Raw genomic sequence first — 23,427 nt, forward strand, 5'->3', positions numbered from 1 at the left:
ACTCTCAGCAGGGAATCAGGATTTCTTTTCCAGCGACAGCAGCAGCTTCCACTGCGCGGCGGTCACCGGGAACACCGACAGCCGGTTGCCCTTGGCAACCAGCGGGAAGCCCTCGCCGAGCGCTTCGGCGTGCAGCTTGATCTCGTCCAGCGCGATCACCTGCCTGAGCTTGCGGTCGAAGGCCACGTCCACAAGCATCCAGCGCGGGTTCTCGCGCGTGCTTTTCGGGTCGTGGTAGTCGGATCGGGGGTCGAACTGGGTATCGTCCGGGTAGGCCGGGCTGGCGACCGTGGCCAGGCCGACGATGCCGGGGACCTTGGTATTGGAGTGGTAGAACAGGATGCCGTCGCCGACCTGCATGCCATCGCGCATGAAGTTGCGCGCCTGGTAGTTGCGTACCCCGTTCCACGGCTCGACCTTGACCCGGGCCAGGTCATCGATGGAGAAGGCGTCCGGCTCGGACTTCATCAGCCAATAGCGCTTGCGGGCGGTCATGCGTTCACGGGGGCAGCGGAGGGGAACAGGGTGCCGGCTTCGGTGCAGATCGCATCCACCGGCACGTCCCACGACGCCACCGGCAAGGATTCGACCTGCTGCACCGCGAAGGCGGCACCGACCAGCCAGGGCGGCGCCGGCCGGTCGTGGCGGAAGGCGAAGCTGCGATCATACCAGCCGCCCCCCATGCCCAGCCGCCGGCACTGTGTGTCGAAACCCACCAGCGGGGTCACTACCAGCGCCATCTGCGCCGGTTCCAGCGTGTCTTCCACGGCCACGTCCGGTTCCGGAATGCCGTAGCGGTTGCCGGTCAGGGGCTGGCCGGGCCGCCAGGGCGCGAAGCGCAGCACGTCGCCGGCCAGCACCGGCAGGCAGTAGGTGAGTCCATCGGGCAGCTGCAGCTGCCAGCGATGCAGCGCGATCTCGCCGTCCAGCGCCCAATAGCCGGCAACGTGGCCGTGAAGCGGCGCGAACGGCAGCGCCAGCAGGCCATCGGCAAGTGCATCGGCGGCGGCGATGCGCTCGCTGGCGGAAAGGTCGCGGCGGCGTTGCCGCAGGTCGTGGCGCAGGGCCTGGCGCGGGTCGGTCATGGCAGCGTGCGGCAAGGAACAGCCGTCATTGTGCCGGAAAGAACAAGGGCGACGCCCGAAGACGCCGCCCTTGCTGGAATATTGCATTCTCCGCAATGTCGATGCATGCGAAACGACCTTGAACCCGGGGGCTCAAGTGGGAACGCTGGAGAACCATCGGGCTTCCCGCTACGAGGCGGACCTGCACTCCCGGCGCTGTCGCGCTCCCGGTGTCGTTCTTAAGGGACAAGGCGAATGTTTGCACATGCCGTCGAGTACCGCAGAGAACGCAGCGCCATTATAGCGGCCGGTCCTGATCTGGATAGGCCGTTCGTCGGCAACAGTCCGTGCCAATTCAGAAATGAGAAGACGCGTGTCGCGCGATCTGTCAGGGATTGCCGTCGATGGCGCGGTCCAGTCGCCGGTTCAGGTCGGCCAGCGTCTGCTGCAGGGCCACGGCCTGGCGGGCGTTCTCGTCACGCAGCAGCTGCAGTTCATGGGCCAGGTTCAGTGCCGCCAGGACAGCGATGCGGTCGACCGCCGCCATGCGGTTGCTGCCGCGGATCTCGCGCATCCGTGCGTCGAGCAGGCGCGCGGCCGCCATCAGGCTGTCGCGTTCATCGGCGCCCACGCCGACGGTGTACTCGCGGTCGAGGATGCGGACGCTGACCGGTTCGGCGCTCATGTGTGCTGCTCCAGGGATTTGAGCCGGCTGATCATTGCTTCCACCCGCGAGCGCGCCTGTTCGTTCTTGGCCAGCAGCGTCGAGCGCTCGGCCACCAGCTGTTCCTGCTGGTGGCGCAGGCTGCGGTTCTCTTCGGCCAGGCGCTGGTTGCGTTCAAGCAACGCTTCCACGCGGGCGGCGAAGTCCTGCAGCTGGGCAAGGGGATCGGCGGGTTCCATGCAGGCACGATAGGCAAGCCGGGTCAGGACGGTCAAGCGCTGTCGCAGGAGGCCGGGATGGCCACGGGGAGGTCGCTATCGGGTTGCTACACTACAGGGCTCACGGGCGCGCGCGTGCGCGCTCGGGGTTTCCTTCTCCGAACGAGCCGCACGATGACCGAACTTCCCTCCGTCGACGACGTTTCCCGCGCCAGCCAGGACCTGGGCCTGGGCGCCACCGCTGCCGAGCTGCATGGCGGCCTGTGCGGCTGGCTGGCCGCCGGTGGAGCTCCCGGCAACGACTGGCCGGCGCGTGTGCTGGCCGACGACAGCCTGCCGCCGGTGGCGGCCGACAGCGCCCTTGGGCAGTTGTTGCAGGCCACCATCAAGCAGCTGGAGGACCGCGATTTCGCGTTCGAGCTGCTGCTGAGCGACAGCGAGGACGTGGCTGCGCAGGCCGACGCCATGTTCAGCTGGACCCGCGCCTTCCTGGGTGGATTCGGGCTGGGCAGTGGCGGCCGTCGTCCGGCCCTGTCCGAAGAGGGCGAAGAGGCGCTGACCGACATGGCCAGCCTGGCGCGTGCTTCCAGCGAGGATTTCGAGGCAGGTGGCGAGGACGACGATGAGGCGCTCTCGGAGATCGAGGAATTCATCCGCGTGGCGGTGCTGCTGCTGCACGGCGATGTGGTGCTGGCCGCGCGCCACCGGCAGCGCCTGAACTGATGGACATCAAGCAGCGCACCGGCATCGCGGCCGGCGAGTACAAGCGTCGTCGCCGGCAGCTGATGGACATGGCCGGCGAAGACGCCATCCTGGTGCTGCCCGCCGCGTCCGAGAAGGTGCGCAGCCTGGATACCCATTACCCGTACCGGCAGGATTCGGACTTCCAGTACCTGAGCGGCTTCCCGGAGCCGGAAGCCGTGCTGGTGCTGATTCCGGGGCGTCGTCACGGCGAGGCGATCCTGTTCTGCCGCGAACGCGATGCCGAGCGCGAGGCCTGGGACGGCAGCCGCGCCGGCCAGGAGGGCGCCGTGGCGCAGTTCGGCATGGACGATGCCTATCCGATCGATGATCTGGACGACATCCTTCCGGGCCTGCTGGAGGGACGCTCGCGCGTCTACTACCACTTCGGCCGTGACGCGGACTTCGACCTGAAGCTGATCGGCTGGGTCAACCGTGTCCGCTCCCAGGTGCGCCACGGTGCGCAGCCGCCGCACGAATTCCTGGAGCTGGGCCACCTGCTGCATGAGCAGCGTCTGTTCAAGTCCGGCGCGGAGGTGGCGCTGATGCAGCACGCCGCGCAGATCAGCGTGCGTGCGCACCTGGCAGCGATGAAGGCGGCGAAGGCGGGCATCCATGAGTACGAACTGCAGGCCGAACTGGAGCGCGTTTTCCGCGCCAGCGATGCGGTGCCGGCGTACTGCAGCATCGTCGGCGCCGGCCGCAACGGGTGCATCCTGCACTATCGCGACAACAACGGGCGTGCGCGCGACGGCGAGCTGGTGCTGATCGATGCGGGTGCCGAGTACCGTGGCTACGCCAGCGACATCACCCGTACCTTCCCGGTGAACGGGCGCTTCAGCGCCGAGCAGCGCGCGCTGCATGATCTGGTCGGCCAGGCCCAGGCGGCGGCGCTGGCCCAGGCCCGGCCCGGCATACCCTACGAAGCCGGCCACCTGGCGGCGGTGCAGACGCTGACCGAGGGCCTGCTGCGGCTCGGCCTGCTGAAGGGCACGCTGGAGAAAAATCTTTCCGAAGGCCTGTACCAGCGCTTCTACCGGCACAAGACCGGCCACTGGATCGGGCTGGATGTGCACGACGTGGGCGACTACCGCCTGGCCGGCGACTCGCGGCTGCTGGAGCCGGGCATGGCGTTCACCATCGAGCCGGGCCTGTACATCGGCGTGGACGATACGACGGTGGAGCCGCGCTGGCGTGGCATCGGCATCCGCACCGAGGACGATGTGCTGATCACCGACGATGGCCATCGCGTGCTGACCGAAGGGCTGGCGCGGAGTGCGGACGAGATCGAAGCGGTGATGGCGGGTTGAGGGGGGCCGGCAGGGCTTGCAGCCCTGCACCTGCTCAATGCAACGGCCAAAGCCAAAGCCAAAGCGAGCATTCCGTGGGATGGCGGGGCACTGTGGGTTTGCGGGGACGCCGTGAACCCGTCCATGGGGGCTTGGTCGCGGCATCCATGCCGCTCACACCCCGCAAACCCACAGTGCCCCGCGTTCGACAGTGGTCCGGTAGCTGTTGGTAGGTGTCGACCTTGGTCGACACAGAGCAAGCGCAGCGAGCGACCCGCTTTTGCTTTTCTTTTTTCTTTTCCGTGGTTGGACGCGGCAGGAAACTGTCAAAGGCCGGGCGGGGTGGGTTTGCAGGACCGTTGTCGCCATGGATGGCGCCATCGAGCCCCCATGGACGGGTTTACGGCGTGTCCTGCAAACCCACCCCGCCCGGCCAACCTCCGTCATCCGGATGCATTCAGCATCCAACCACGAGGGGCTCAGCCGTTGGCTGCTGCAAACTCCGGCCGCGTCAGATTGTCCGCTTCGCCATCGGTGCACAGCACTTCGTCCTCGATGCGGATGCCGCCATACGGACGGAAGAAGTCCACGCGCTCCCAGTTGATCGCATCGCCATGGCCGGCGTCCTTGACCTCGTTCAACAGCATGTCGATGAAATACAGGCCCGGCTCGATGGTCACCACCATCCCCGGTTCCAGCACGCGGGTCAGGCGCAGGTAGGGATGACCCGCCGGACGTTCGATCCGGCCGCCTTCGTCGCTGGCGGCGAATCCGGCCACGTCATGCACCTGCAGGCCGATCAGATGGCCGATGCCGTGCGGGAAGAATGCGGCGCTGACGCCGGTTTCCAGCGCGATCTGCGGCGATACCCTGATGACGCCGAAGTCCTTCAGAACGCCCATCAGCGACAGATGCGCGTTCACATGCAGCGTCCTGTAATCAACGCCCGGGCGCACCGCCGCGCACATCTGCTGCTGGGCGGCATCGACGGCAGCGATCATCGCAGCGAATTCGTCGTGGCCGTGCGCCGCGTAGGTGCGGGTGATGTCGCTGGCGTAGCCGTGCGTGCTGGCGCCGGCATCGATGAGGAAGCTGCGCAGCGGCTGCGGTGCCTTGCGGCCCAGTTCGGTGTAGTGCAGAACGGCGGCGTGCTCGTTCAACGCCACGATGTTGCCGTAGGGCAGCTCATTGGCGTCCTGGCCCACTGCCTGGCAGTACGCCATGTGGATGCTGAATTCGTCGGCACCGTTGCGGAATGCGGCTTCGGCGGCGCGATGGCCGCGCACGCCCAGCACCTGTGCCTGGCGCATCAGGGCGATCTCGTAGGGCGTCTTGCTGCCACGGTGCCATTCCAGGTAGTTCACCACCGCCGGGGGGTTGTTCGGCACGTGGCTGCCCAGCGCGCTCTGCGGCTCACCCAGGATCGCGCAGCGCGACGGATCGGCCGGCAGCAACGCCAGCGCTTCATCCGGCGTGCGGATGATGTGGATGTCGAAGTGCTCCACCCACCAGCCGCTCGGCGCGTCCGGCACTACGTGCCAGTAATCGAACGGCTGATGGAAGATCACCACCGGCCGCTTGCCGGGCGTAAACACGATCCAGCTGTTGGGCACGCGCGTCAGCGGCAACCATGCCTTGAACTGCGGATTCACCGCATAGGGATAGTCGCGATCATCAAACACCTGGTAGTGCAGGGTGCCGCTCGGCACCACGAGGTGATCAAAGCCGCCGCGCGCCAGCGCCTGCTCGGCGCGTCGGCACAGCACGGCCAGGTGATCGGGAAACAGGGCGCCGGGGTCTTGCTGGATCATTGCGGTGGCTCGACACGGAAAACGGCCCTAGATTCTGCCGCATACCGGCGGAAACCGCTGTGCCGGAACCGGCAGTCAGTCCGTCGAAAGCGGTCCTTCGTCGCTGTCTTCGCCTACCCACTGACGCAGCAGCTGGCGGTGTTCGCGTGACAGGGTGAGGAACCGGAAGCCCACCCAGCTCTGTCCCGGGGCGTGCGCCGGCTCGCTCCACAACAGGTGCACGCCCACGTCGATGGCTGCCTGCTGGCCATCGCCCAGCGGCAGCGGGAAGCGGAACTGATACAGCGCGTCGTCGCGCAGCGCAGTGCTGGCCAGCATAAGCATGCCGGTTTCGGACACATTGCCAAGGCGACCGACCACGCAGTCGCGCATCTGGTCGGTGACCGGCACCAGGTCCGACACCTGGCGTCGGGGCGCGCGGCGGGTGTCCTGCGGCGGCGTCATGCTCATGCGGGGGTGTCCTGCGGGTTACGGCCGGCGAGGGCACGCAGGGCGCCCAGACTGGCCTTCCAGGCGCGGTCGATCAGCCGGCCCTTGTCTTCGGTGACCAGATGCGCACGGCCGGCACTGATCTGCCGCGCCAGGCTGTCGAGGTCGGTTTCGGCAATCTTCTGCCCGCGCGGGTTGACGAACAGTACATGGCCGGTCAGCAGGCTGTACCAGGACAGGCGCTGGCGGCGAAGCGTCCCATCGCCATTATCGATGTCGAACCAGCTGCCGAAGGGCAGGGAGCACAGCTGCTCGTAGGCGGCCTCCTCCGCACTGCTGCGTGGCGCGGCAGGGGCGGACGCACTGCGGCTGTCGGTGTGCTCGCCCAGCCGGGCGCGGGCCTTCAGCCGCGCGCTGAGTTCGGTACGCGACGTGCTGTCGTCCTCGCCCCCGGGTGTGGCCAGACGACGGGCCACCGCTGAGGCTTCCTCGGCGTGATAGCCCACCTGCAGCAACGCGGCCTCCACATCGGCGGCCAAGGCGCCATCGGTGCCATCGACGCCGTTGGCGGCGGTTGCAGTGACCGCCGCGATGCGCTCGGTCTGCTGCAGCCGCTCCTGCCACTGGGGCGAGTCCTCGCCATGGCGCAGCCGGGTCAGGGTCAGCGCGTCGGACCAGGCCTGGCGCAGCAGGGTCTGGACGAAGCGCGGCGGCTGCTGCGTGCTGCAGCACTGCTCGATCTGGGCGCTGGCCTGGCGCCGCGCGAGTTCCAGGCGCTCCCTGCCGCGCGCGGCTTCGACGTGGCGGCGTTCGGCCAGTTCGGCGCGATGGGCGGCCGCGCGCTGGTGCTGCTGCACCTCTTCGTTGGCAGCAGCGAAGGCTTCCGGCGTGCGTGCATCCTCGCCGAGCAGGCTCTGCACGCTCTGTGCCATGCGCTGCAGAAACTGCGGATCGACGTCGTCGTCCCCAAGCCAGCGGGCACCGGCTTCGGCGATATGGTTGAGCAGCTCGCGCGCAGGATGCTCGTCGCGTACGAAGAAGCCCGGATCGGCCATCGCTGCACGTGCCAACGGTACCTGCAGGCGCGCCAGCAGGGCGGCGGGCACCGGGTCCGGGCGCTGCTGCTGCTGGATCTGCTGCATCAACAGGCGCAGCAGGTCCAGGTTGTCGCGATCATGGCTGCCGATCTGCGCATGCGGGCCATGCTCGCTGCGCAGCTGCGCGACCACGGCGGCCTGCAGGTCGACCACACCGGTAGCGGCGCTGGTCTGGCTTTGCAGCCGTGCCAGTACCGCATCGACGGCAGCAGTCGGTACCGCAGGCGCGTCTGCCGCCGGCGTGGCGCGCGCGCGCTGCAGCAGGTCGTGCAGCAGGGTGCCGGTGGCGGTGGTCAGCCCGGGGGCCGCTGCAGCGGATGCGGAACCGGACTGGAGGGCATCCTGCATCAGGGTCGACCAGGAGCCGGCAGGCACGTTCTCGCCCCAGCCGGTCATGGGGGCCGCCGCGCGCCTGGCGGGCTGCGTGGCACGGCCGCCGGCGACGGACTGGGTGATGATCCGTCGCGTACTCGACGAGCGGGCCAGATACGGGGTGTAGACCAGGCCTGGCAGCACGCCCTGCTGGGCGAGCAGGGCATTGGCCCGATCAAGCAGGTCGCCCAGGCGTTCCAGCACCTGGCGCTCGAAACTGCGATACAGCGCCAGCTGCACCTCTGCCTCGAGGCCATCCTGTTCGGCGACCCTGCGCACCATGGCGCACAGTGCCTGCGGTGCCAGCGGAAGGGTATCGGCTTCGAATGCAGGCGCCGCAGCCAGCACGGCCAGGCGCTGGCCGAGCAGATTCAGGGCGTTGGCCGAGCGCTGCGTCTCGCGCCGGACCATTTCGGTGAGCAGCAGGTCGCGGTCGACCTCATGCTCGTCGACCAGCGACAGGCCGATCGTGCCCGGCAGTGCGGGCGGTGGTGCTGCCGTGATGGCGGCTGGTTCACGCAGCCGCGCCAGTGCCTCGGCCACCGCATCGAGCATGCGCTCGCTGAAGTGGCCGGCGAAGGCATGCAGTTGGCTACGCTGCGCCATCAGTTCAGCCTGCTGCTGCGGACTGCGCGCGCGGTCGGCATCGTGCAGCAGGAGTTGTTCCAGCGCTTCGACGGTCAGGATCAGCGGCGCGGTCAGTGCCTGCCGGCACAGGCCGGTCAATGCCCCCAGCAGTTCACGTACCCGCGGTGGCAGGTCGGTGCTGGCCAGGCGGGCAGCGTCGGTGGCGGAGAGGGAGAAGACAGCTGACATCGGCGTGCGGAACCCGGATTCCCGCGGAGCGATCCTGTGAATTTACCGTGTCGGCCGAGGCCGGCGCTACTTTAGGGTGAATGCACACGCTGCACGCCGGGCATGGCCCGGCGCTACCGCATGCTGGCCGGTGGGTGGCGCCGGGCCATGCCCGGCGGATGCGACGGGGCGCTCATTCGTCCAGGAACAGGCTCACCACATCATTGGTGAAACGGCGGCCCAGTTCGGTCGGGCGGACCTGGCCATCGGCCGTCTCCAGCCAGCCGCGCTGCACGGCCTCGGCCAGCGGTGCGTCGAGCACGCTGCGCGGCAGGCCGGTGCGCGATTCAAAATCACGCAGGCTGAAGCCCTCGTGCAGGCGCAGCAGGTTGAGCATGTACTCGAACGGAAGCCGCGCGGGCGTGATCACGTCATCGCCACCGAACGACGCCGGGGTGCCAGCGCTGTCCAGGTAGGCCTGCGGGTGCTTCAGCTTCCAGCGCCGCAGCACGTGTTCCTCGGCGCCGGAACTGATCTTGCCGTGTGCACCGGCGCCGATGCCCAGGTAATCGCCGAAGCGCCAGTAGTTCAGATTGTGCGCGCTCTGCCGGCCGGGGCGCGCGTAGGCGCTGACCTCGTACTGGCCGAAGCCGGCCTGCGCCAGCAGCGCCTGGCAGTGCTCCTGCATGTACCAGGCGTTGTCTTCATCGGGAATACCCTGCGGCGGCCGCGCGAAAAACACCGTGTTCGGTTCCAGGGTCAGCTGGTAGTGCGAGATGTGCGCCGGCTGCAGTGCAAAGGCGCGCTCGAGGTCCGATTCGGCACCGGCCAGCGTCTGCTCGGGCAGTGCGTACATCAGGTCGATGTTGAAGTTGTCGTACCCCGCATCCTGGGCCATCTTCACCGCACGCTCGGCTTCGCCACTGTCGTGGATGCGGCCCAGCCGCTTCAGCGCGGCGTCGTCGAAGCTCTGGATGCCGAAGCTCAGGCGGTTCACGCCGGCCGCGCGGTAGCGGTCGAAGCGACCATGCTCGGCGGTGCCGGGATTGGTTTCCAGCGTGATCTCGGCGTTCGGCGCGAAGCGCAGGCGGGCGCTGGCCTGCTGCAGGAAGCGATCGATCGCCTCCGGCGGGAACAGGCTGGGCGTGCCACCGCCGAAGAACACGCTGTGCACCACCCGGCCCCAGACCAGCGGCAGGTCCTGGTCCAGGTCGCGCAGCAGAGCATCGATGTAGGCCTCGAACGGCAGCTCGCCCTTGGCCTGGTGCGAGTTGAAATCGCAGTACGGGCATTTGCGCACGCACCACGGCAGGTGCACGTACAACGACAGCGGCGGTGGCACCAGTCGCGGTGGGCTGTCGTGGTCAGCGGAGCAGGCTTCGCCGGGCAGGTGGTTGCAGTGGTCGTGGGCGTGCGGCATGGGCTTCATCGGTAGTGCCGGCCGTTGGCCGGCTTCCCTGGTTCGATCGGATGGCTTCAGTACAGCGTCGCCAGCTGATGCTTGAGCTGCTGCAGGGCAATGGCACGGTGGCTGATGGCGTTCTTCAGGGCCGGCTCCATTTCCGCAGCGGTCAGGCCGTGGGTGGTGTCCAGGAATACCGGGTTGTAGCCAAAACCGTTCGTGCCACGCAGTTCGCGGATGATCTGGCCTTCCCAGCGGCCCTCGCAGATCAGCGGTTGCGGGTCGGTGGCGTGGCGCAGCAGCACGATCACCGCATAGAAGCGGGCGCTGCGCTGGCCATCGGGGATGTCGGCCATCGCGTCCAGCAGCTTGGCGTTGTTGGCGGCGGCATTGGTCGGGTGGCCGGCATAGCGCGCGCTGTACAGGCCGGGTGCGCCACCGAGCGCATCGACGATCAGCCCCGAATCATCGGCCAGCGCCGGCAGGCCGGTCGCTTCGCAGGCCGCGCGTGCCTTCAGCAGCGCGTTCTCGACGAAGGTCAGGCCGGTCTCGTCGACGTCGCCCAGGCTCAGTTCCGCGGCCGAGGTGATCTGCAGCGGCAGGTCGGCAAGGATCTCCTGCATCTCCACCAGCTTGCCGGCGTTGTGGCTGGCCAGTACCAGTTTCTTCATTGACGGGGCTCCAGCAGGTCCCAGGTGTTGCCATACAGATCGCGGAACACCGCGACCGTTGCATAGGGTTCTTCGCGCGGCGATTCCAGGAACTCCACCCCGGCGGCCAGCATCGCCGCATGGTCGCGGTGGAAGTCGTCGGTGTTGAGGAAGAACGCAACGCGCCCACCGGTCTGGTTGCCGATGCGGCTGCGCTGTTCCTCGTTGCTGGCGCGCGCCAGCAGCAGGGCGGCGGCGCTGCCGTCGGTCGGTCCGACCACGACCCATCGCTTGTGGCCCTGGTCGATGTCCTCCAGCAGTGCGAAGCCGAGCTTGCCGGTGTACCAGGCGATGGCCTCGTCATAGTCGGCCACCACCAGGGTGGTCAGGGCAAGGCGCCGGTTCATGCCGACAGCGCCGCCTGCTGTGCGGCCAGCAGTTCGTTCACGCCCTTTTCGGCCAGTCCCAGCAGCGCGTCCAGTTCATCGCGGCGGAAGGCATGGCCTTCGGCAGTGCCCTGCAGCTCGATGAAGCCACCGCCATCGTTCATCACCACGTTCATGTCGGTGTCGCAGTCGCTGTCTTCGGCATAGTCCAGGTCCAGCACCGGAGTGCCGCGGTAAACGCCCACCGACACCGCTGCCACCGCACCCAGGATCGGGTTGCGCTTGATCTCGCCGCGCTTGATCAGCACGTTCACGGCGTCGACCAGGGCCACGTAGGCGCCGGTGATGGCCGCGGTGCGGGTGCCGCCGTCGGCCTGCAGCACGTCGCAGTCCAGGGTGATGGTGCGTTCGCCGAGGGCATTGCGGTCCACGCAGGCGCGCAGGCTGCGGCCGATCAGGCGCTGGATCTCCAGCGTGCGGCCGCCCTGCTTGCCACGCGCCGCTTCACGGTCGCTGCGGGTGTGGGTGGCGCGCGGCAGCATGCCGTACTCGGCGGTCACCCAGCCTTCGCCCTTGCCGCGCAGGAAGCCCGGAACCCGGTTCTCGACGCTGGCCGTGCACAGCACGCGGGTTTCACCGAAGCACACCAGTACCGAGCCTTCGGCGTGGCGGGTGAAGCCGCGTTGGATGACGACCGGGCGGAGCTGGTCGGGCTGGCGGCCACTGGGGCGGGAATCGGACATGATGCGGGTTCCGTAAGGGCGGGGAGTACGCCGCCATGCCCGCGACCTTCACGGGGCGGGCAGGGGGGCTCTGGTGAGGGCGCTAGGGTACCATTCCCCCTTTGCACGCACCGGACACATTCCATGATTCGAAGCATGACCGCCTACGCGGGTGGCGAGCGGGTCACCCCGTGGGGCACGCTGGGCTGCGAGCTGCGCTCGGTCAACCACCGCTTCCTGGAGGTCGGCACCCGCCTGCCTGAAGAGCTGCGGGCATTGGAGCCGCAGCTGCGCGAGCGCATCGCCGCGCGCCTGAGCCGCGGCAAGCTGGATCTGGTGCTGCGACTGCGTGCGCCGGACGCGGCGGGGAATCTGCAGGTCGATGAGGCCCTGCTGGGCCAGCTCGGGCATCTGGCCCACCGCCTGACGTCGGATTTTCCCAACCTGCAGGTCAGCTTCACCGATCTGCTGCAGCTGCCGGGCGTGACCCGGGGCGAGGCCACCGATGCGGCGGCCCTGCAGGCCGAGGCGCTGGCCTTGCTGGATCAGGTGCTGGACGGATTCGTCGAGGCCCGCGAGCGCGAGGGCGGCAAGCTCGCCGCGGCCATTGCCGAGCGCGTGGATGGCATCGAGCGCATCGCGGGCGACGTCCGCACGCTGATTCCCGCCATCCGTGATGGCCAGCGTGCCAAGCTGGCTGCGCGGCTGGCCGATCTGCCGCATCCGGTCGATCCCGGCCGCGCCGAGCAGGAACTGGTGCTGTGGCTGCAGAAGCTGGACGTGGATGAGGAGCTGGACCGCCTGTCGAGCCACATCGTCGAGATCCGCCGCGTGCTCACGCAGCGCGAGCCGGTCGGCCGCCGCCTGGACTTCCTGCTGCAGGAGTTCAATCGCGAAGCCAACACGCTGGGCTCGAAGTCGGTGGACAGCCGCACGTCCAATGCCGCGGTCGAGCTGAAGGTGCTGATCGACCAGATCCGCGAGCAGGTGCAGAACATCGAATGATGCTGCGGGGCGCCTTCGGGCGCCCTCATCGCTTCAGCGCACGCTGACGCCGGCAGGCCCCGCCAGCAGGTGGCCGATCACCGCGGCCTGGGCAAACCCGGCGTCGGCAAAAACGGCTTTCACCGCATCCACCGCGTCCGCTGCGCAGGATACGAGCAGGCCGCCGCTGGTCTGCGGATCGGTCAGCAGCGGCTGCCAGTGTTCTGCCACGCCTTCGGCGAAATGCACCTGGCCGCCATACGAGGCCCAGTTGCGGTTGGATGCGCCGGTTACGCAGCCACGTTGCAGCAGGTCCAGGGTCTGCGGCAGCAGAGGCACCTGTGCACTGTCCACTTCGGCGGCCACGCCACTGGCGCGGCACACTTCCAGCAGATGGCCGAGCAGGCCGAAGCCGGTGACGTCGGTCATCGCATGCACCCCCTGCAACGCCGCCAGTGGCACGCCTACCGCGTTCAGGCGGGTGGTGGAGTCGAGCATCTGCCGGTAACCGTCGGCATCGAGGACGCCCTTCTTCAGTGCTGACGAGTACACCCCCACTCCCAGCGGCTTGCCCAGCACCAGCACGTCACCGGCGCGGGCATCGGCATTGCGCTTGAGCCGCTGCGGATCCAGCACGCCGATCGCGGCCAGGCCATAGATCGGCTCCACCGAGTCGATGCTGTGGCCCCCGGCCACCACGATGCCGGCGTCGGCACAGGCATGTTCGCCGCCCTGCAGGATGCCGCGGATCGTGTCCTGTGGCAGCGTATTGATGGGCATGCCGACGATGGCCAGTGCGAACAGCGGCCGCGCGCCCATCGCATACAGGTCCGACAGCGCATTGGTGGCGGCGATGCGGCCGAAGTCGAACGGGTCATCGACGATCGGCATGAAAAAGTCGGTGGTGGCGACGATCGCCTGGCGATCATCAAGCCGGTAGACTGCGGCATCGTCACTGGTCTCGCGGCCGACCAGCAGTTCGGCCGGCGCCGGAAACGCCGGGCTGCCCCGCAGCAGTTCGGCCAGCACGCCCGGTGCGATCTTGCAGCCACAACCGCCGCCGTGGGCCAGCGACGTCAATCGCTGCGGAGCCTCGGCCGACGGGAGGAGGGGGGACTGCACATGCGAGGCCATGCCGGCATCTCCTGCAGGAACACGAATGGCGGAAGGCAGCAGGAGTCGAACCTACCAGGGAGCGATCGACGCCCCCTGCTGGGTTTGAAGCCCAGCCGCATGCCCGGATGCGCATGCCTTCCGAAGGTACGGCGGTACCGGTGAAGTCAACCGTGGGCGGTGTTCCATTGCAGGTCGCCGCGCGGCCGATGCTGGTCACCGACGCGTCGAGTGTAGCCAACGCGATTGAAGAACTCCAAGATCTGGATGCTGCGCTTGCGGCCCAGGCCGATGGCATCGCGGAATGCTGCCGCATCCACCCTGCCGGTTGCCTGTGACAGCCGGGCGACCGTTGCCGCCAGCGCGTCGATGCGGGCCGGTGCGTAGAACAGGTCCGGCACCACCTGGAACAGCTCGCCGCGCGCGGCGGCGCGGCGCAGGACCGCACGCATCTCCTCCTCGGCGAAGCCGAGATCGGCAGCAAGCGTGCGCACCCAGGGCGGATCGAAACCACCGGCGTCCAGACGCGGGAGAACGCGTTCGAGAAGCGCGCGCTCGCGTTCCGGCGGCGCATGGTCGTGGCCTGGCAGCCGCCACCACGCGCCCACGCGCTGCAACGCGCCATCGTCGAACAGGTCCTGCAGCAGCGCGTTCCAGAGACTGGTCGAGAGCGCGGGCAGGGTGCTGCGCTGCAGGCGCCCGCTGTCGACACCGGGCTCGTCCGGCCGTCGCTCGTGCCAGTCGTGCAGCGAGCGGATCACCTGTTCGCGCAGCGCCTGCCAGTGCGAGGCGAGGATGATCACCGTGTCCTCGCGGGTGGCGATGCGCCGGGCATCTGCAGGGAGATCGATCTGTGCGGCCTCACGCCGGCAGTAGCGTTGCAGGGCGGCCAGCGCGATGCCGGCCGGTGCCTGCTGCAGCAGCGGCCCGACGCCGGCGCCGGCCGCGAGCTGTTCAAGGGCGGCCAACCACGCCCGGCGTGCCGGGCTGCGCCGACGTCGTTGCGGTGGATCGGGATCGAGCACGGTGCCGCCGCCCAGCGTATGCGCTGCGGCCGAATCGCGGGCGATGAAGCGGTCGCCGCACATCGCGCAGACCGGGGCATCGAACACCAGCTGCACCAGCTGGCCGTTGCCACTGTCTTCATCCTCCAGCACCACCACATGGGCCTGCCGGTGCATCGTGCCCCAGTGGATGTGCAGCGGTGTCCAGTCGCGCAGGGGCCGCACCTGTGCCGCAAGGCGAAGGCGTACGTCGACGCGGGTGGTGGCCTGCAGCGCGCGCGGATCGGCGATCCAGTCGCCGCGGGTGATGCCGTCGCGGGCGATGGCGGCCAGGTTCAGGGCACAGCGCTGTCCCGCGGCAGCCTGTCCACTGGCCTGGTTCTGCGCATGGATGCTGCGGATGCGCACGTCGATGGCGGCCGGCATCAACTGCAGATGCGCGCCGACCGCGGCCACGCCCCCCTGTACCGCGCCGGTGACCAGTGTGCCGTGACCGGCCAGCGAGAACACGCGATCCACCGGCATGCGGAACAGCTCGCTGCGGCGCTGGGTCGTCCCGCGGCTGTCGTTGCCGGCGGCCCAGGCATGCAGGTGGGCGCGCAGCGCATGGACGCCGGCATCCGCGCTGTCGGTGCTGTTGCAGGCGAATACCGCAGACCCCTGCAGCGGTGTGCCGGCCAGCAGGGCAACGATCTCCGCTTCGGCTTCGGCAATGCGCGCCACATCCACACGGTCGATCTTGGTCAATGCCACTGCAGCGCGGTCCACACCCAGCAGCTGCAGGATCGACAGGTGCTCGCGGGTCTGCGGCATCACGCCGTCATCGGCGGCGATCACCAGCAGCGCCACATCGATGCCGGTGGCACCGGCCACCATCGTGTGCACGAAGCGCTCGTGACCCGGCACATCGACGAAGCCCAGCATCGCCGGAGGCCCCTCTGCGCGTGCGGCCTCCACCGGCACATAGGCATACCCCAGTTCTATGGAGATGCCGCGCGCGCGCTCTTCCTGCAGGCGGTCGGTTTCGATGCCGGTCAGTGCCCGCACCAGGCTGGTCTTGCCATGGTCGATATGCCCGGCGGTACCGACGATCATGCCTGCAGCGCGCTCCACTGGGCGAGGAAAGCAGCCTCATCCCCGTACTCAAGCCCGCGCAGGTCAAGCCACAGCGCATCCTCGGCAATGCGCCCGAGCACCGGCCGTGGCAGGCCGCGCAGGCGCTTGGCCAGGCGGTCCAACCCGACAGCTGCAGCGACGCGGATGCGCAGGCCGGCGCTGGCCAGTTGCGCCTGTGGCTGCGCGCCACTGCCGACCTGGCTGTACATCGGCACCGCTTCAACCGCGTAATGCGCGGCCAGCGCCTGCTGCACGGAAGGCAGCAGGCGCTGTGCCTGGGCATGGATGTCGCCCTGTTCGCGGGACAGCGTGCGCAGGGTCGGCAGCCGCTGCGGCAGCAGTTCCGGTTCGCGGTACAGCGCCAGTACCGCTTCCAGCGCAGCCAGGCCCATCTTGTCCATGCGCAGGGCGCGCTTGAGCGGATTGCGGTTGATGCGTGCGATGAGGTCGGCGCGGCCGGCAATGATCCCGGCCTGCGGTCCACCTAGCAGCTTGTCGCCGCTGAACGAGACCAGGTCGGCGCCCGCCGCCAGCGTTTCCTGCACTGTAGGTTCGCGCGGCAGACCGTGGGCAGACAGGTCGCACAGGCTGCCACTGCCAAGGTCCACCGCCAGTGGCAGCCCGTGCCCGTGCGCGATCGACGCCATCCGTGCAGTATCGACCTTGGCGGTGAAGCCGGTGATGGCGTAGTTGCTGGCGTGCACCTCCATCAGCAGCGCGGTGCGCGTGCCGATGGCGCTGTCGAAGTCGGCCGGATGGGTGCGGTTGGTGGTGCCCACTTCGCGCAGCCGCGCACCGGCGCTGCGCATCACATCGGGAATGCGGAAGGCACCGCCGATTTCCACCAGCTCGCCCCGCGACACGACCACCTCGCGGCGATTGGCCAGGCTGTTGAGCAGCAACAGGACTGCTGCTGCGTTGTTGTTGACCACGGTCGCTGCTTCGGCGCCGGTCAGTTCGCAGACCAGTGCCCGCACGCGCGCATCGCGGTCGCCTCGACGGCCCAGGGCGATGTCGAATTCCAGATCCACCGGCGCAGTCATCGCGCGGGTCACTGCGCGTACCGCGGCGTCCGGCAACAGCGCGCGGCCGAGATTCGTATGCAGCACCGTGCCGGTGAGGTTGAATACCGGCTGCAGATCCAGGCGTGCATCGGCTGCCAGCGCCGACTGCAGGGCCGCGACCACGCCGGGTTCCGCGACGGCCCGCTGCAGCTGTTCCGGTGACAGCTGGCCGCGGCCGCTGCGCTCGCGCAACTCCTGCACGTGCTCGCGCAGCAGATGGGCGACGCGGCTGCGGCCGTGGTCCCTGATCAGCGTCGACAACGCCGGCAGGCGCAGCAGGCGGTCCAGCGAGGGCAGGGCGCTGGCGGGGGCGGTCGGGGCATGCACGCGAGGCATCGGTTCAGTCGCCGTCGGACTGCCAGAGCAGCGGATTCTGGCTGGCGCGCATGTAGCCTTCCTCGCCCAGCAACAGATCCAGCGCCAGGGTGCCGAGGTCGTCGGCGACCGGCTCCAGCGCCGGATCCTTCTCCAGATACAGGATCTTGCGGTAGCTGTGGCAGTGATCGCAGGTCTCGGCACGGATTGCGCTTTCACGCACCACCTCGCCTGCATCGCCGTCGACCTCGGCCAGTGCGCGATAGGCGATATCCTTGCCGGCCGTGCCGCACTGGCTGCACTGCACGCGCACGTAGTGCCACTGACAGGCGCACAGCGAGCACGACAGATAGCGGTAGGAGGCGTAGGGAGGGCGCGCCTGCACCACACTGGCCACCGGCAACGAGCCGCACAGCGGGCACAGCCCGGGGGCATCGGCAAGCGGTTTCAGGTCGGTGGGGCGGAAGCTGGCCGCGAGTACGGCCCAGTACACCTGCAGTGCGTTCATCACCAGCAGGGCAGCGACCGCGTCCAGCGACGGTGCGTCGTCGCGCTCCAGCACCGCATGCGCCTGTGCATCCAGCCAGGCGTCAGCGGCCGCGGCAACCCGTTGCAGTTCCTGTCGGGTCTCCGCAGGCAGCCCGGCTTCATCGGCGCAGTGCCGGCACAGCGCGCGCAACCAGTCGCGCCATCGGCCATCGAGCTGAAGTGTGTTGGCGGGCCGCAATGGCATGCCGGCGCTGGCCGCCGCGCTCGACTGCTGCGCGCGGGCCTGCGCCTGCAGCGCCTCGCGTTGCTGCGGCGTCAGTTCGTCCAGCAGCGCCTGTTGTGCATCGGCCAGTGCCGCCAGCAGCTGGAGGTAGCCACCGATGGCACTGCGTCCGGCCAGGCTGCGCAACCGGTCCGCACGTCCGCCGAACAGCGAGGCGGCATCCGGCAGAATGATGCGCGGGACATCGCGCGAGGCCAGCGTCTCGATCTCACCGGGTTCAAGGATGCGTTGCGCCATGCGGGGCCAGCCGGAAGAACCAGCCTCCATCCTCGCCGTTGTCGACGCTGGCGTCCAGCGTGTTGCCGGCCATCTGAAAGGTCGGGCTCAGATCCGTTTTCCCATCGGTTGTTGCCGTGTTCATCGTGTCGACCAAGGTCGACACCCACCAACAGCAGCGGGAAACTGTCGAAGGCGAGGTGGGTCCGGTTGCGGGGGCGTGAGCCGCATGGATGCGGCGACCGAGCTTACATGGACGTACTTGCAGCGGCCCCCGCAACCGGACCCGCCCCGCCATCCCTCAGGAAGCCCGCTTTTGACGTTGACGTTGACGTTGACGTTGATCCGGCGGGTGCAGGGCCGCAGGCCCTGCCGTTACCCCTCTCCGCGCCGCCCGCGCAGGATGTCCCTGAACCACTGCCGATGGTGCTTGTAGGCCCACCCATAGGTCACCTTGCCCTGGGTCATCGCGCGCACCGAACCCTTGATCCAGATCGCGGCATAGATGTGCACCACGATGGCGCACACCAGTACCCAGCCAAACAGTGCGTGCACCAGCACCGAGAAACGGATCACGCCGATCGGGAACAGATGGCTGAAATACTGCCGCCAGATCACGAAGCCGGTCAGCAGCAACGCCGAAAGGCAGCCGATGATCGCCCAGAACAGCAGTTTCTGGCCGGCGTTGAAGCGGCCGACCGGTGGCAGCGTCTCATCCTCGTTGCGCAGCACCTCGCGCATGCCGCGCAGCCATGCGCGGTCGTCGGCGGTAGGCAGGTTGTCACGCCACATGCGGAAGGCGAGCAGGGCGAAGCCCACCACCATGGCCAGGCCGACGAAGGGATGCAGGATGCGTGTCCACGGCCCGCCACCGAACAGCGCCGTCAACGGGAACAGCGCAGGGTGGAACAGGGCCAGGCCGGACAGCGCGGTCAGCACGAAGCAGATCGCCACGATCCAGTGGTTGATGCGGGTCGGAGCGCGGTAGCGCACGATCTGGCGGGGGTGCGGGGCGTACTTCATGGCCGCTGCTCCTCTTCGATCTTCTTTGCTTCGTGCTCGGCCTGCTCTTCCTCCTCATCGTTGACCGTGTTGCGGCCGATGCCGATGTAGTGCAGGAAGCCCACGAAGGCTGTCGCGGCGATTGCCAGCACGCCCAGCGGCTTGGCCACCCCCTTCCAGACCTCGACCATGGGGCTGATGCGCGGGTCCTTGGGCAGGTCGGCGTACAGCTCCGGCTTGTCCACGTGCTGCAGCACGTACATCACGTGGGTGCCACCGACGCCCTGCGGGTCGTACAACCCGGCATTCCCGTAGCCGCGTGACTTCAGGTCCTCGACGCGGCCGGCGGCATGCTCGGTCATCGCCTGCTTGCTGCCGAACGTGATCGCCCCGGTCGGGCAGGTCTTCACGCACGCCGGCTCCTGGCCCACGGCCACGCGGTCCGAGCACAGCGTGCACTTGTAGGCCTTGTGGTCCTTCTTGGAGATCCGCGGCACGTCGAACGGGCAGCCGGTCACGCAGTAGCCGCAGCCGATGCAGTTCTCCTCCTGGAAATCGACGATGCCGTTGGCGTACTGGATGATCGCGCCCGGCGACGGGCAGGCTTTCAGGCAGCCCGGGTCGCTGCAGTGCATGCAGCCCTCCTTGCGGATCAGCCACTCCAGCTTGCCCTTCTCGTCCTCGTACTCGCGGAACTTCATGACCGTCCACGACTGGTCGCTCAGGTCCGGCGGGTTGTCATAGCTGCCGACGCAGCTGCCGACCTCGTCGCGCAGGTCGTTCCACTCCATGCAGGCGACCTGGCAGGCCTTGCAGCCGATGCACTTGCTCACGTCGATCAGCTTGGCGACCTGCCCGGTGTGGGCGCCGCGCGCCTGCGGCGAGGGCGTGGTGGTGGCCGAGCGGCGGATGATGTCCAGCGATTGCAGTGACATGGCGTGTCTCCTACACCTTCTCGACCTTGACCAGGATGCACTTCGATTCAGGCGTCTGCGAATTGCCGTCACCGATGGCGTTGGTCAGCGTATTGGCGATGTAACCGGGCTTGGCAGCGCCCAGGAAGCCCCAGTGGATCGGCACGCCGACCTGGTGCACCGTCCTGCCATCGATCTGCAGTGCCTTGATGCGCTTGGTCACCATCGCCACGGCTTCGATGTGGCCACGCTTGGAGCTGACCCGCACGCGACTGCCGTTGCCGATGCCCAGCTCGTCGGCCAGGGCTGCGCCGATCTCGACGAACTGCTCCGGCTGGATGATGGCGTTGAGCTTGCCGTGCTTGGTCCAGAAGTGGAAATGCTCGGTCAGCCGGTAGGTGGTGGCCACATGCGGGAACTCGTCCGGCGAGCCGATCTGCGCGCGGTCGCTGTCGAACACGCGCGCGGCCGGATTGTTCAGCGTCAGCGCCTGGCCCGGGCTCAGCGGGTTGCTGCGCAACGGCGTGTCGAAGGGCTCGTAGTGTTCCGGGAACGGGCCTTCGGCCATGCCGGCCTTGGCGAAGAAGCGGGCAATGCCCTCGGGATTCATGATGAACGGGCCCATCCCGCCGGCCGGGTCTTCATCGGCCTTGAAGTCGGGCACGTCGATGTTGCCCCAGTTCCTGCCGTTCCAGGCGAGCAGGGTGCGTCGTGGATCGAACGGCTGCCCGGCGACGTCGCACGAGGCGCGGTTGTACATCACGCGGCGGTTGGCGGGCCACGCCCAGGCCCAGCCCAGCGTGTTGCCGATACCGGTGGGATCACTGTTGTCGCGCCGTGCCATCATGTTGCCGGTCGGCCCCCACGCACCGATGTAGATCCAGCAGCCGGAAGACGTGCTGCCGTCGTCGCGCAGGTCGCCGAACGTGGCCAGCTGTTCGCCGGCCTTGCGCACCAGCCGGGTCGGGTCCTTCGGATCGAACACGTCCACCAGGGCCTTGCCGTTGTACTCCATCGCCAGTTCTTCCGGCGTCGGCAGTTTCGGGTCGGCGTAATTCCAGGCGAGGTCGCGCACCGGCTCCCACCACGCGCCGCCGTCCTTCTCGTACAGCGCCTTGATGCGGTGGAACAGCTCGGACATGATCTCGATGTCGCTGCGCGCTTCGCCCGGTGCGTTGGCGCCCTTCCAGTGCCATTGCAGCCAGCGCGAGGAGTTCACCACCGCGCCGTTCTCCTCGGCGAACGAGGTGGTCGGCAGGCGGAACACTTCGGTCTGGATGGTGCTTGGGTCGACGTCGTTCAGTGCGCCATGGTTCTGCCAGAAGGCGATGGTTTCGGTTTCCAGCGGGTCCATGCTGACCATGAACTTCAGCTTGGAGAACGCGCTGATCAGCTTGCCCTTGTTCGGTGCCGAGGCCAGCGGGTTGAAGCCCTGGCAGATGTAGCCATGGATCCTGCCTTCGTTCATCAGCTCGTAGGCCTGCAGCATGTCGTAGGGCTTGTCGAGCTTGGGCAGGTGATCGAAGCACCAGTTGTTGTCGGCGGTGGCGGCATCGCCCCACCACGACTTCATCAGACTGACATGGAACTTCGGATAGTTCTGCCAGAACGACATCTGGTTGGCGCGCAGCGGCTTCTGCGTGCGCTTGGCGATGTAGGCGTTGTAGTCCTGCTCGTCCTGCCTGGGCAGTGTCAGGTAGCCCGGCAGCAGGTCGGACATCAGGCCGATGTCGGTCAGGCCCTGGATGTTGGAATGCCCACGCAGGGCGTTCATGCCGCCGCCGGCCACGCCGATGTTGCCCAGCAGCAGCTGCACCATCGTGCCGGCGCGCACGTTCTGCGCACCGACCGAGTGCTGCGTCCAGCCCAGCGCGTACAGGATGGTCATCGCCTTGTCCTTGCCGGCGGTGGACGCGATCATGTCCCAGATCTGGCGGATGCTGTCGGCGGGCGTACCGCAGATGCGTTCGACCATCTCCACGGTATAGCGTGCGTAGTGCTGCTTGAGCAGGTTGTAGACGCAGCGCGGGTCCTTCAGGGTCGGGTCGCTGCGTACGTAACCGTCGTCCCCATACAGGTAGTCCCAGCTGGAGCGGTCATAGCTGCGCTTCTGCGCGTCATAGCCCGAGTACAGGCCATCGGTGAAGGCGAATTCGTCCTTCACCAGGAACGACATGTCGGTGTAGTTCAGCACGTACTCGTGCTGGATGCGGTCCTCGGCCAGCAGGTAGTTGATCAGGCCACCCAGGAACACGATGTCGGTGCCGGTCCGGATCGGCGCGTAGACATCGGCCACCGCGGCCGAGCGGTTGAAGCGTGGATCGATGACGATCAGGCGGGCCTTGTTGTGTGCCTTGGCCTCGGTCACCCATTTGAACCCGCACGGGTGTGCCTCGGCGGCATTGCCACCCATGATCAGGATCAGGTCGGCATTCTTGATGTCGACCCAGTGATTCGTCATCGCACCTCGGCCTAGCGTCGGGGCAAGACCTGCCACCGTCGGGCCGTGTCAGACACGTGCCTGGTTGTCGAATGCGAGCATTCCAAGCGAGCGGACGACCTTGTGGGTCAACACCGCGGTTTCATTGCTGGTGGCCGAGGCCGCCAGCATGCCCGTGGTCAGCCAGCGGTTGACCGTCTGCCCCGCCTCGTTCTTCTGCACGAAGTTGGCGTCGCGGTCTTCCTTCATCAGCCGCGCGATGCGGTCCAGAGCGTCGTCCCAGCTCAGGCGCTTCCACTCGTTCGTACCCGGTGCCCGGTATTCCGGGTAGAGCAGGCGCGATTTGCTGTGGATGATGTCGGCCAGGCCGGCGCCCTTCGGGCACAGCGTGCCGCGGTTGACCGGATGGTCCGGGTCGCCCTCGATGTGGAAGATGCTCGGCTCGGCGTTCTTGGCGCCATCGCCGAGGCTGTACATCAGGATGCCGCAGGCCACCGAACAGTACGTACAGGTGTTGCGGGTCTCGGTGGCGCGGGTCAGCTTGTACTGCCGCACCTCCGCGAGCGCGATGCCGGGCGCGAAGCCCATCAGGGCCAGGCTGGAGCCCACCAGGGTTGTCCCGGTGACCTTCAGGAACTGGCGGCGACTCATCGAGGGCATGCCGTTCTCCTTGGATGGCGGGGAGGCGTGCAGGCCTCCGGGCTGTCGGTGGGTACGGCCGTCGAAGGGGAGAACCGCCAGCATGCCGCGAGCGTCTTTCCGGGAACGACCGCAATGCCCCGGTTATAGCACAGCCCCCCGCATGCCCATGTGGCACAAGGCCGGCCGGGTGTGGCCGGGCGCGGGG

At 68.0% G+C, this 23,427-nt stretch carries 22 protein-coding genes, 1 tRNA gene and 1 other RNA gene; 3 read left to right on the plus strand and 21 right to left on the minus strand.

Features of this window, described 5'->3' with window-relative positions:
- Positions 1 to 15: 15 nt before the first annotated feature.
- The 5 genes from ACVOKU_RS09940 to ACVOKU_RS09960 all read right to left on the minus strand — a co-directional run bounded on the left by ACVOKU_RS09940 (position 16) and on the right by ACVOKU_RS09960 (position 1,967).
- The gene (locus ACVOKU_RS09940; protein ID WP_111186787.1) at positions 16 to 495 is read right to left on the minus strand and encodes an EVE domain-containing protein; all 480 of its coding nucleotides are present in this window, start codon (positions 493 to 495) and stop codon (positions 16 to 18) included.
- Complete coding sequence (locus ACVOKU_RS09945) at positions 492 to 1,085, minus strand: 5-formyltetrahydrofolate cyclo-ligase (RefSeq protein ID WP_481559806.1); 594 nt, start codon at positions 1,083 to 1,085, stop codon at positions 492 to 494. Before ACVOKU_RS09945 ends, ACVOKU_RS09940 begins: the two co-directional genes overlap by 4 nt.
- Positions 1,086 to 1,168: 83 nt before the next feature.
- Positions 1,169 to 1,354: non-coding RNA, 6S RNA (ssrS, locus tag ACVOKU_RS09950), on the minus strand.
- Between the two features lie 98 nt (positions 1,355 to 1,452).
- Positions 1,453 to 1,749 carry a cell division protein ZapA gene (locus tag ACVOKU_RS09955; protein WP_053519829.1) on the minus strand — a complete coding sequence of 99 codons (297 nt, stop codon included), beginning with the start codon at positions 1,747 to 1,749 and terminating at the stop codon, positions 1,453 to 1,455.
- A complete protein-coding gene (locus tag ACVOKU_RS09960) occupies positions 1,746 to 1,967 on the minus strand; it encodes a TIGR02449 family protein (protein ID WP_005410898.1) in 222 nt (73 codons plus the stop codon). Before ACVOKU_RS09960 ends, ACVOKU_RS09955 begins: the two co-directional genes overlap by 4 nt.
- 153 nt (positions 1,968 to 2,120) lie before the next feature.
- Here ACVOKU_RS09960 and ACVOKU_RS09965 point away from each other — a divergent pair, with 153 nt between their 5' ends.
- Entirely contained in the window at positions 2,121 to 2,669 is a 549-nt protein-coding gene (locus tag ACVOKU_RS09965; RefSeq protein ID WP_053519828.1) for a UPF0149 family protein, read from the plus strand.
- A 5-nt stretch (positions 2,670 to 2,674) separates the two neighbouring features.
- Positions 2,675 to 3,997 (plus strand): aminopeptidase P N-terminal domain-containing protein, encoded by a 1,323-nt coding sequence (locus ACVOKU_RS09970; RefSeq protein WP_154582389.1) that lies wholly within the window; start codon positions 2,675 to 2,677, stop codon positions 3,995 to 3,997.
- Positions 3,998 to 4,455: 458 nt separating this feature from the next.
- Here ACVOKU_RS09970 and pepQ read toward each other — a convergent pair whose 3' ends face one another.
- The 7 genes from pepQ to rph all read right to left on the minus strand — a co-directional run bounded on the left by pepQ (position 4,456) and on the right by rph (position 11,661).
- A complete protein-coding gene (gene pepQ, locus ACVOKU_RS09975; protein WP_481559807.1) occupies positions 4,456 to 5,787 on the minus strand; it encodes a Xaa-Pro dipeptidase in 1,332 nt (443 codons plus the stop codon).
- Positions 5,788 to 5,862: 75 nt separating this feature from the next.
- Complete coding sequence (locus ACVOKU_RS09980) at positions 5,863 to 6,237, minus strand: PilZ domain-containing protein (RefSeq protein WP_065175725.1); 375 nt, start codon at positions 6,235 to 6,237, stop codon at positions 5,863 to 5,865.
- Positions 6,234 to 8,501 (minus strand): DUF1631 family protein, encoded by a 2,268-nt coding sequence (locus ACVOKU_RS09985; RefSeq protein ID WP_481559808.1) that lies wholly within the window; start codon positions 8,499 to 8,501, stop codon positions 6,234 to 6,236. Before ACVOKU_RS09985 ends, ACVOKU_RS09980 begins: the two co-directional genes overlap by 4 nt.
- Positions 8,502 to 8,673: 172 nt before the next feature.
- Positions 8,674 to 9,900, minus strand: a complete 1,227-nt coding sequence (gene hemW / locus ACVOKU_RS09990; protein ID WP_481559809.1) for a radical SAM family heme chaperone HemW — start codon at positions 9,898 to 9,900, stop codon at positions 8,674 to 8,676.
- A 56-nt stretch (positions 9,901 to 9,956) separates the two neighbouring features.
- Positions 9,957 to 10,553, minus strand: coding sequence for an RdgB/HAM1 family non-canonical purine NTP pyrophosphatase (gene rdgB, locus ACVOKU_RS09995; RefSeq protein ID WP_481559810.1), 597 nt, complete (start codon positions 10,551 to 10,553; stop codon positions 9,957 to 9,959).
- On the minus strand, positions 10,550 to 10,939 hold the full coding sequence (locus tag ACVOKU_RS10000; protein WP_053519466.1) for a VOC family protein: 390 nt from the start codon (positions 10,937 to 10,939) through the stop codon (positions 10,550 to 10,552). The genes rdgB and ACVOKU_RS10000 overlap by 4 nt, the downstream gene beginning before the upstream one ends.
- Entirely contained in the window at positions 10,936 to 11,661 is a 726-nt protein-coding gene (gene rph / locus ACVOKU_RS10005; protein WP_053519465.1) for a ribonuclease PH, read from the minus strand. Before rph ends, ACVOKU_RS10000 begins: the two co-directional genes overlap by 4 nt.
- 123 nt (positions 11,662 to 11,784) lie before the next feature.
- Here rph and ACVOKU_RS10010 point away from each other — a divergent pair, with 123 nt between their 5' ends.
- The gene (locus tag ACVOKU_RS10010; RefSeq protein ID WP_340044974.1) at positions 11,785 to 12,645 is read left to right on the plus strand and encodes a YicC/YloC family endoribonuclease; all 861 of its coding nucleotides are present in this window, start codon (positions 11,785 to 11,787) and stop codon (positions 12,643 to 12,645) included.
- Between the two features lie 33 nt (positions 12,646 to 12,678).
- Here the strand turns inward: ACVOKU_RS10010 and selD are convergent, their stop codons facing one another.
- The 9 genes from selD to fdnG all read right to left on the minus strand — a co-directional run bounded on the left by selD (position 12,679) and on the right by fdnG (position 23,240).
- The gene (gene selD / locus ACVOKU_RS10015; RefSeq protein WP_481559811.1) at positions 12,679 to 13,758 is read right to left on the minus strand and encodes a selenide, water dikinase SelD; all 1,080 of its coding nucleotides are present in this window, start codon (positions 13,756 to 13,758) and stop codon (positions 12,679 to 12,681) included.
- 26 nt (positions 13,759 to 13,784) lie between these two features.
- Positions 13,785 to 13,880 (minus strand) — tRNA-Sec (locus ACVOKU_RS10020).
- 24 nt (positions 13,881 to 13,904) lie between these two features.
- Positions 13,905 to 15,836: a selenocysteine-specific translation elongation factor gene (selB, locus tag ACVOKU_RS10025; protein ID WP_481559812.1), complete on the minus strand. Its 1,932-nt coding sequence runs from the start codon at positions 15,834 to 15,836 to the stop codon at positions 13,905 to 13,907.
- Positions 15,833 to 17,257, minus strand: coding sequence for an L-seryl-tRNA(Sec) selenium transferase (gene selA / locus ACVOKU_RS10030; RefSeq protein ID WP_481559813.1), 1,425 nt, complete (start codon positions 17,255 to 17,257; stop codon positions 15,833 to 15,835). Before selA ends, selB begins: the two co-directional genes overlap by 4 nt.
- 4 nt (positions 17,258 to 17,261) lie before the next feature.
- Positions 17,262 to 18,245, minus strand: a complete 984-nt coding sequence (fdhE, locus tag ACVOKU_RS10035; RefSeq protein ID WP_481559814.1) for a formate dehydrogenase accessory protein FdhE — start codon at positions 18,243 to 18,245, stop codon at positions 17,262 to 17,264.
- Positions 18,226 to 18,390 (minus strand): hypothetical protein, encoded by a 165-nt coding sequence (locus ACVOKU_RS10040; RefSeq protein ID WP_481559815.1) that lies wholly within the window; start codon positions 18,388 to 18,390, stop codon positions 18,226 to 18,228. The genes fdhE and ACVOKU_RS10040 overlap by 20 nt, the downstream gene beginning before the upstream one ends.
- A gap of 209 nt (positions 18,391 to 18,599) precedes the next feature.
- Positions 18,600 to 19,247: a formate dehydrogenase subunit gamma gene (locus tag ACVOKU_RS10045; RefSeq protein ID WP_053519460.1), complete on the minus strand. Its 648-nt coding sequence runs from the start codon at positions 19,245 to 19,247 to the stop codon at positions 18,600 to 18,602.
- The gene (gene fdxH / locus ACVOKU_RS10050) at positions 19,244 to 20,161 is read right to left on the minus strand and encodes a formate dehydrogenase subunit beta (RefSeq protein WP_065175731.1); all 918 of its coding nucleotides are present in this window, start codon (positions 20,159 to 20,161) and stop codon (positions 19,244 to 19,246) included. Before fdxH ends, ACVOKU_RS10045 begins: the two co-directional genes overlap by 4 nt.
- Positions 20,162 to 20,171: 10 nt before the next feature.
- On the minus strand, positions 20,172 to 23,240 hold the full coding sequence (fdnG, locus tag ACVOKU_RS10055; RefSeq protein WP_481559816.1) for a formate dehydrogenase-N subunit alpha: 3,069 nt from the start codon (positions 23,238 to 23,240) through the stop codon (positions 20,172 to 20,174).
- Positions 23,241 to 23,427: the final 187 nt, after the last annotated feature.

This window comes from Stenotrophomonas sp. STEN147 (assembly GCF_056757995.1).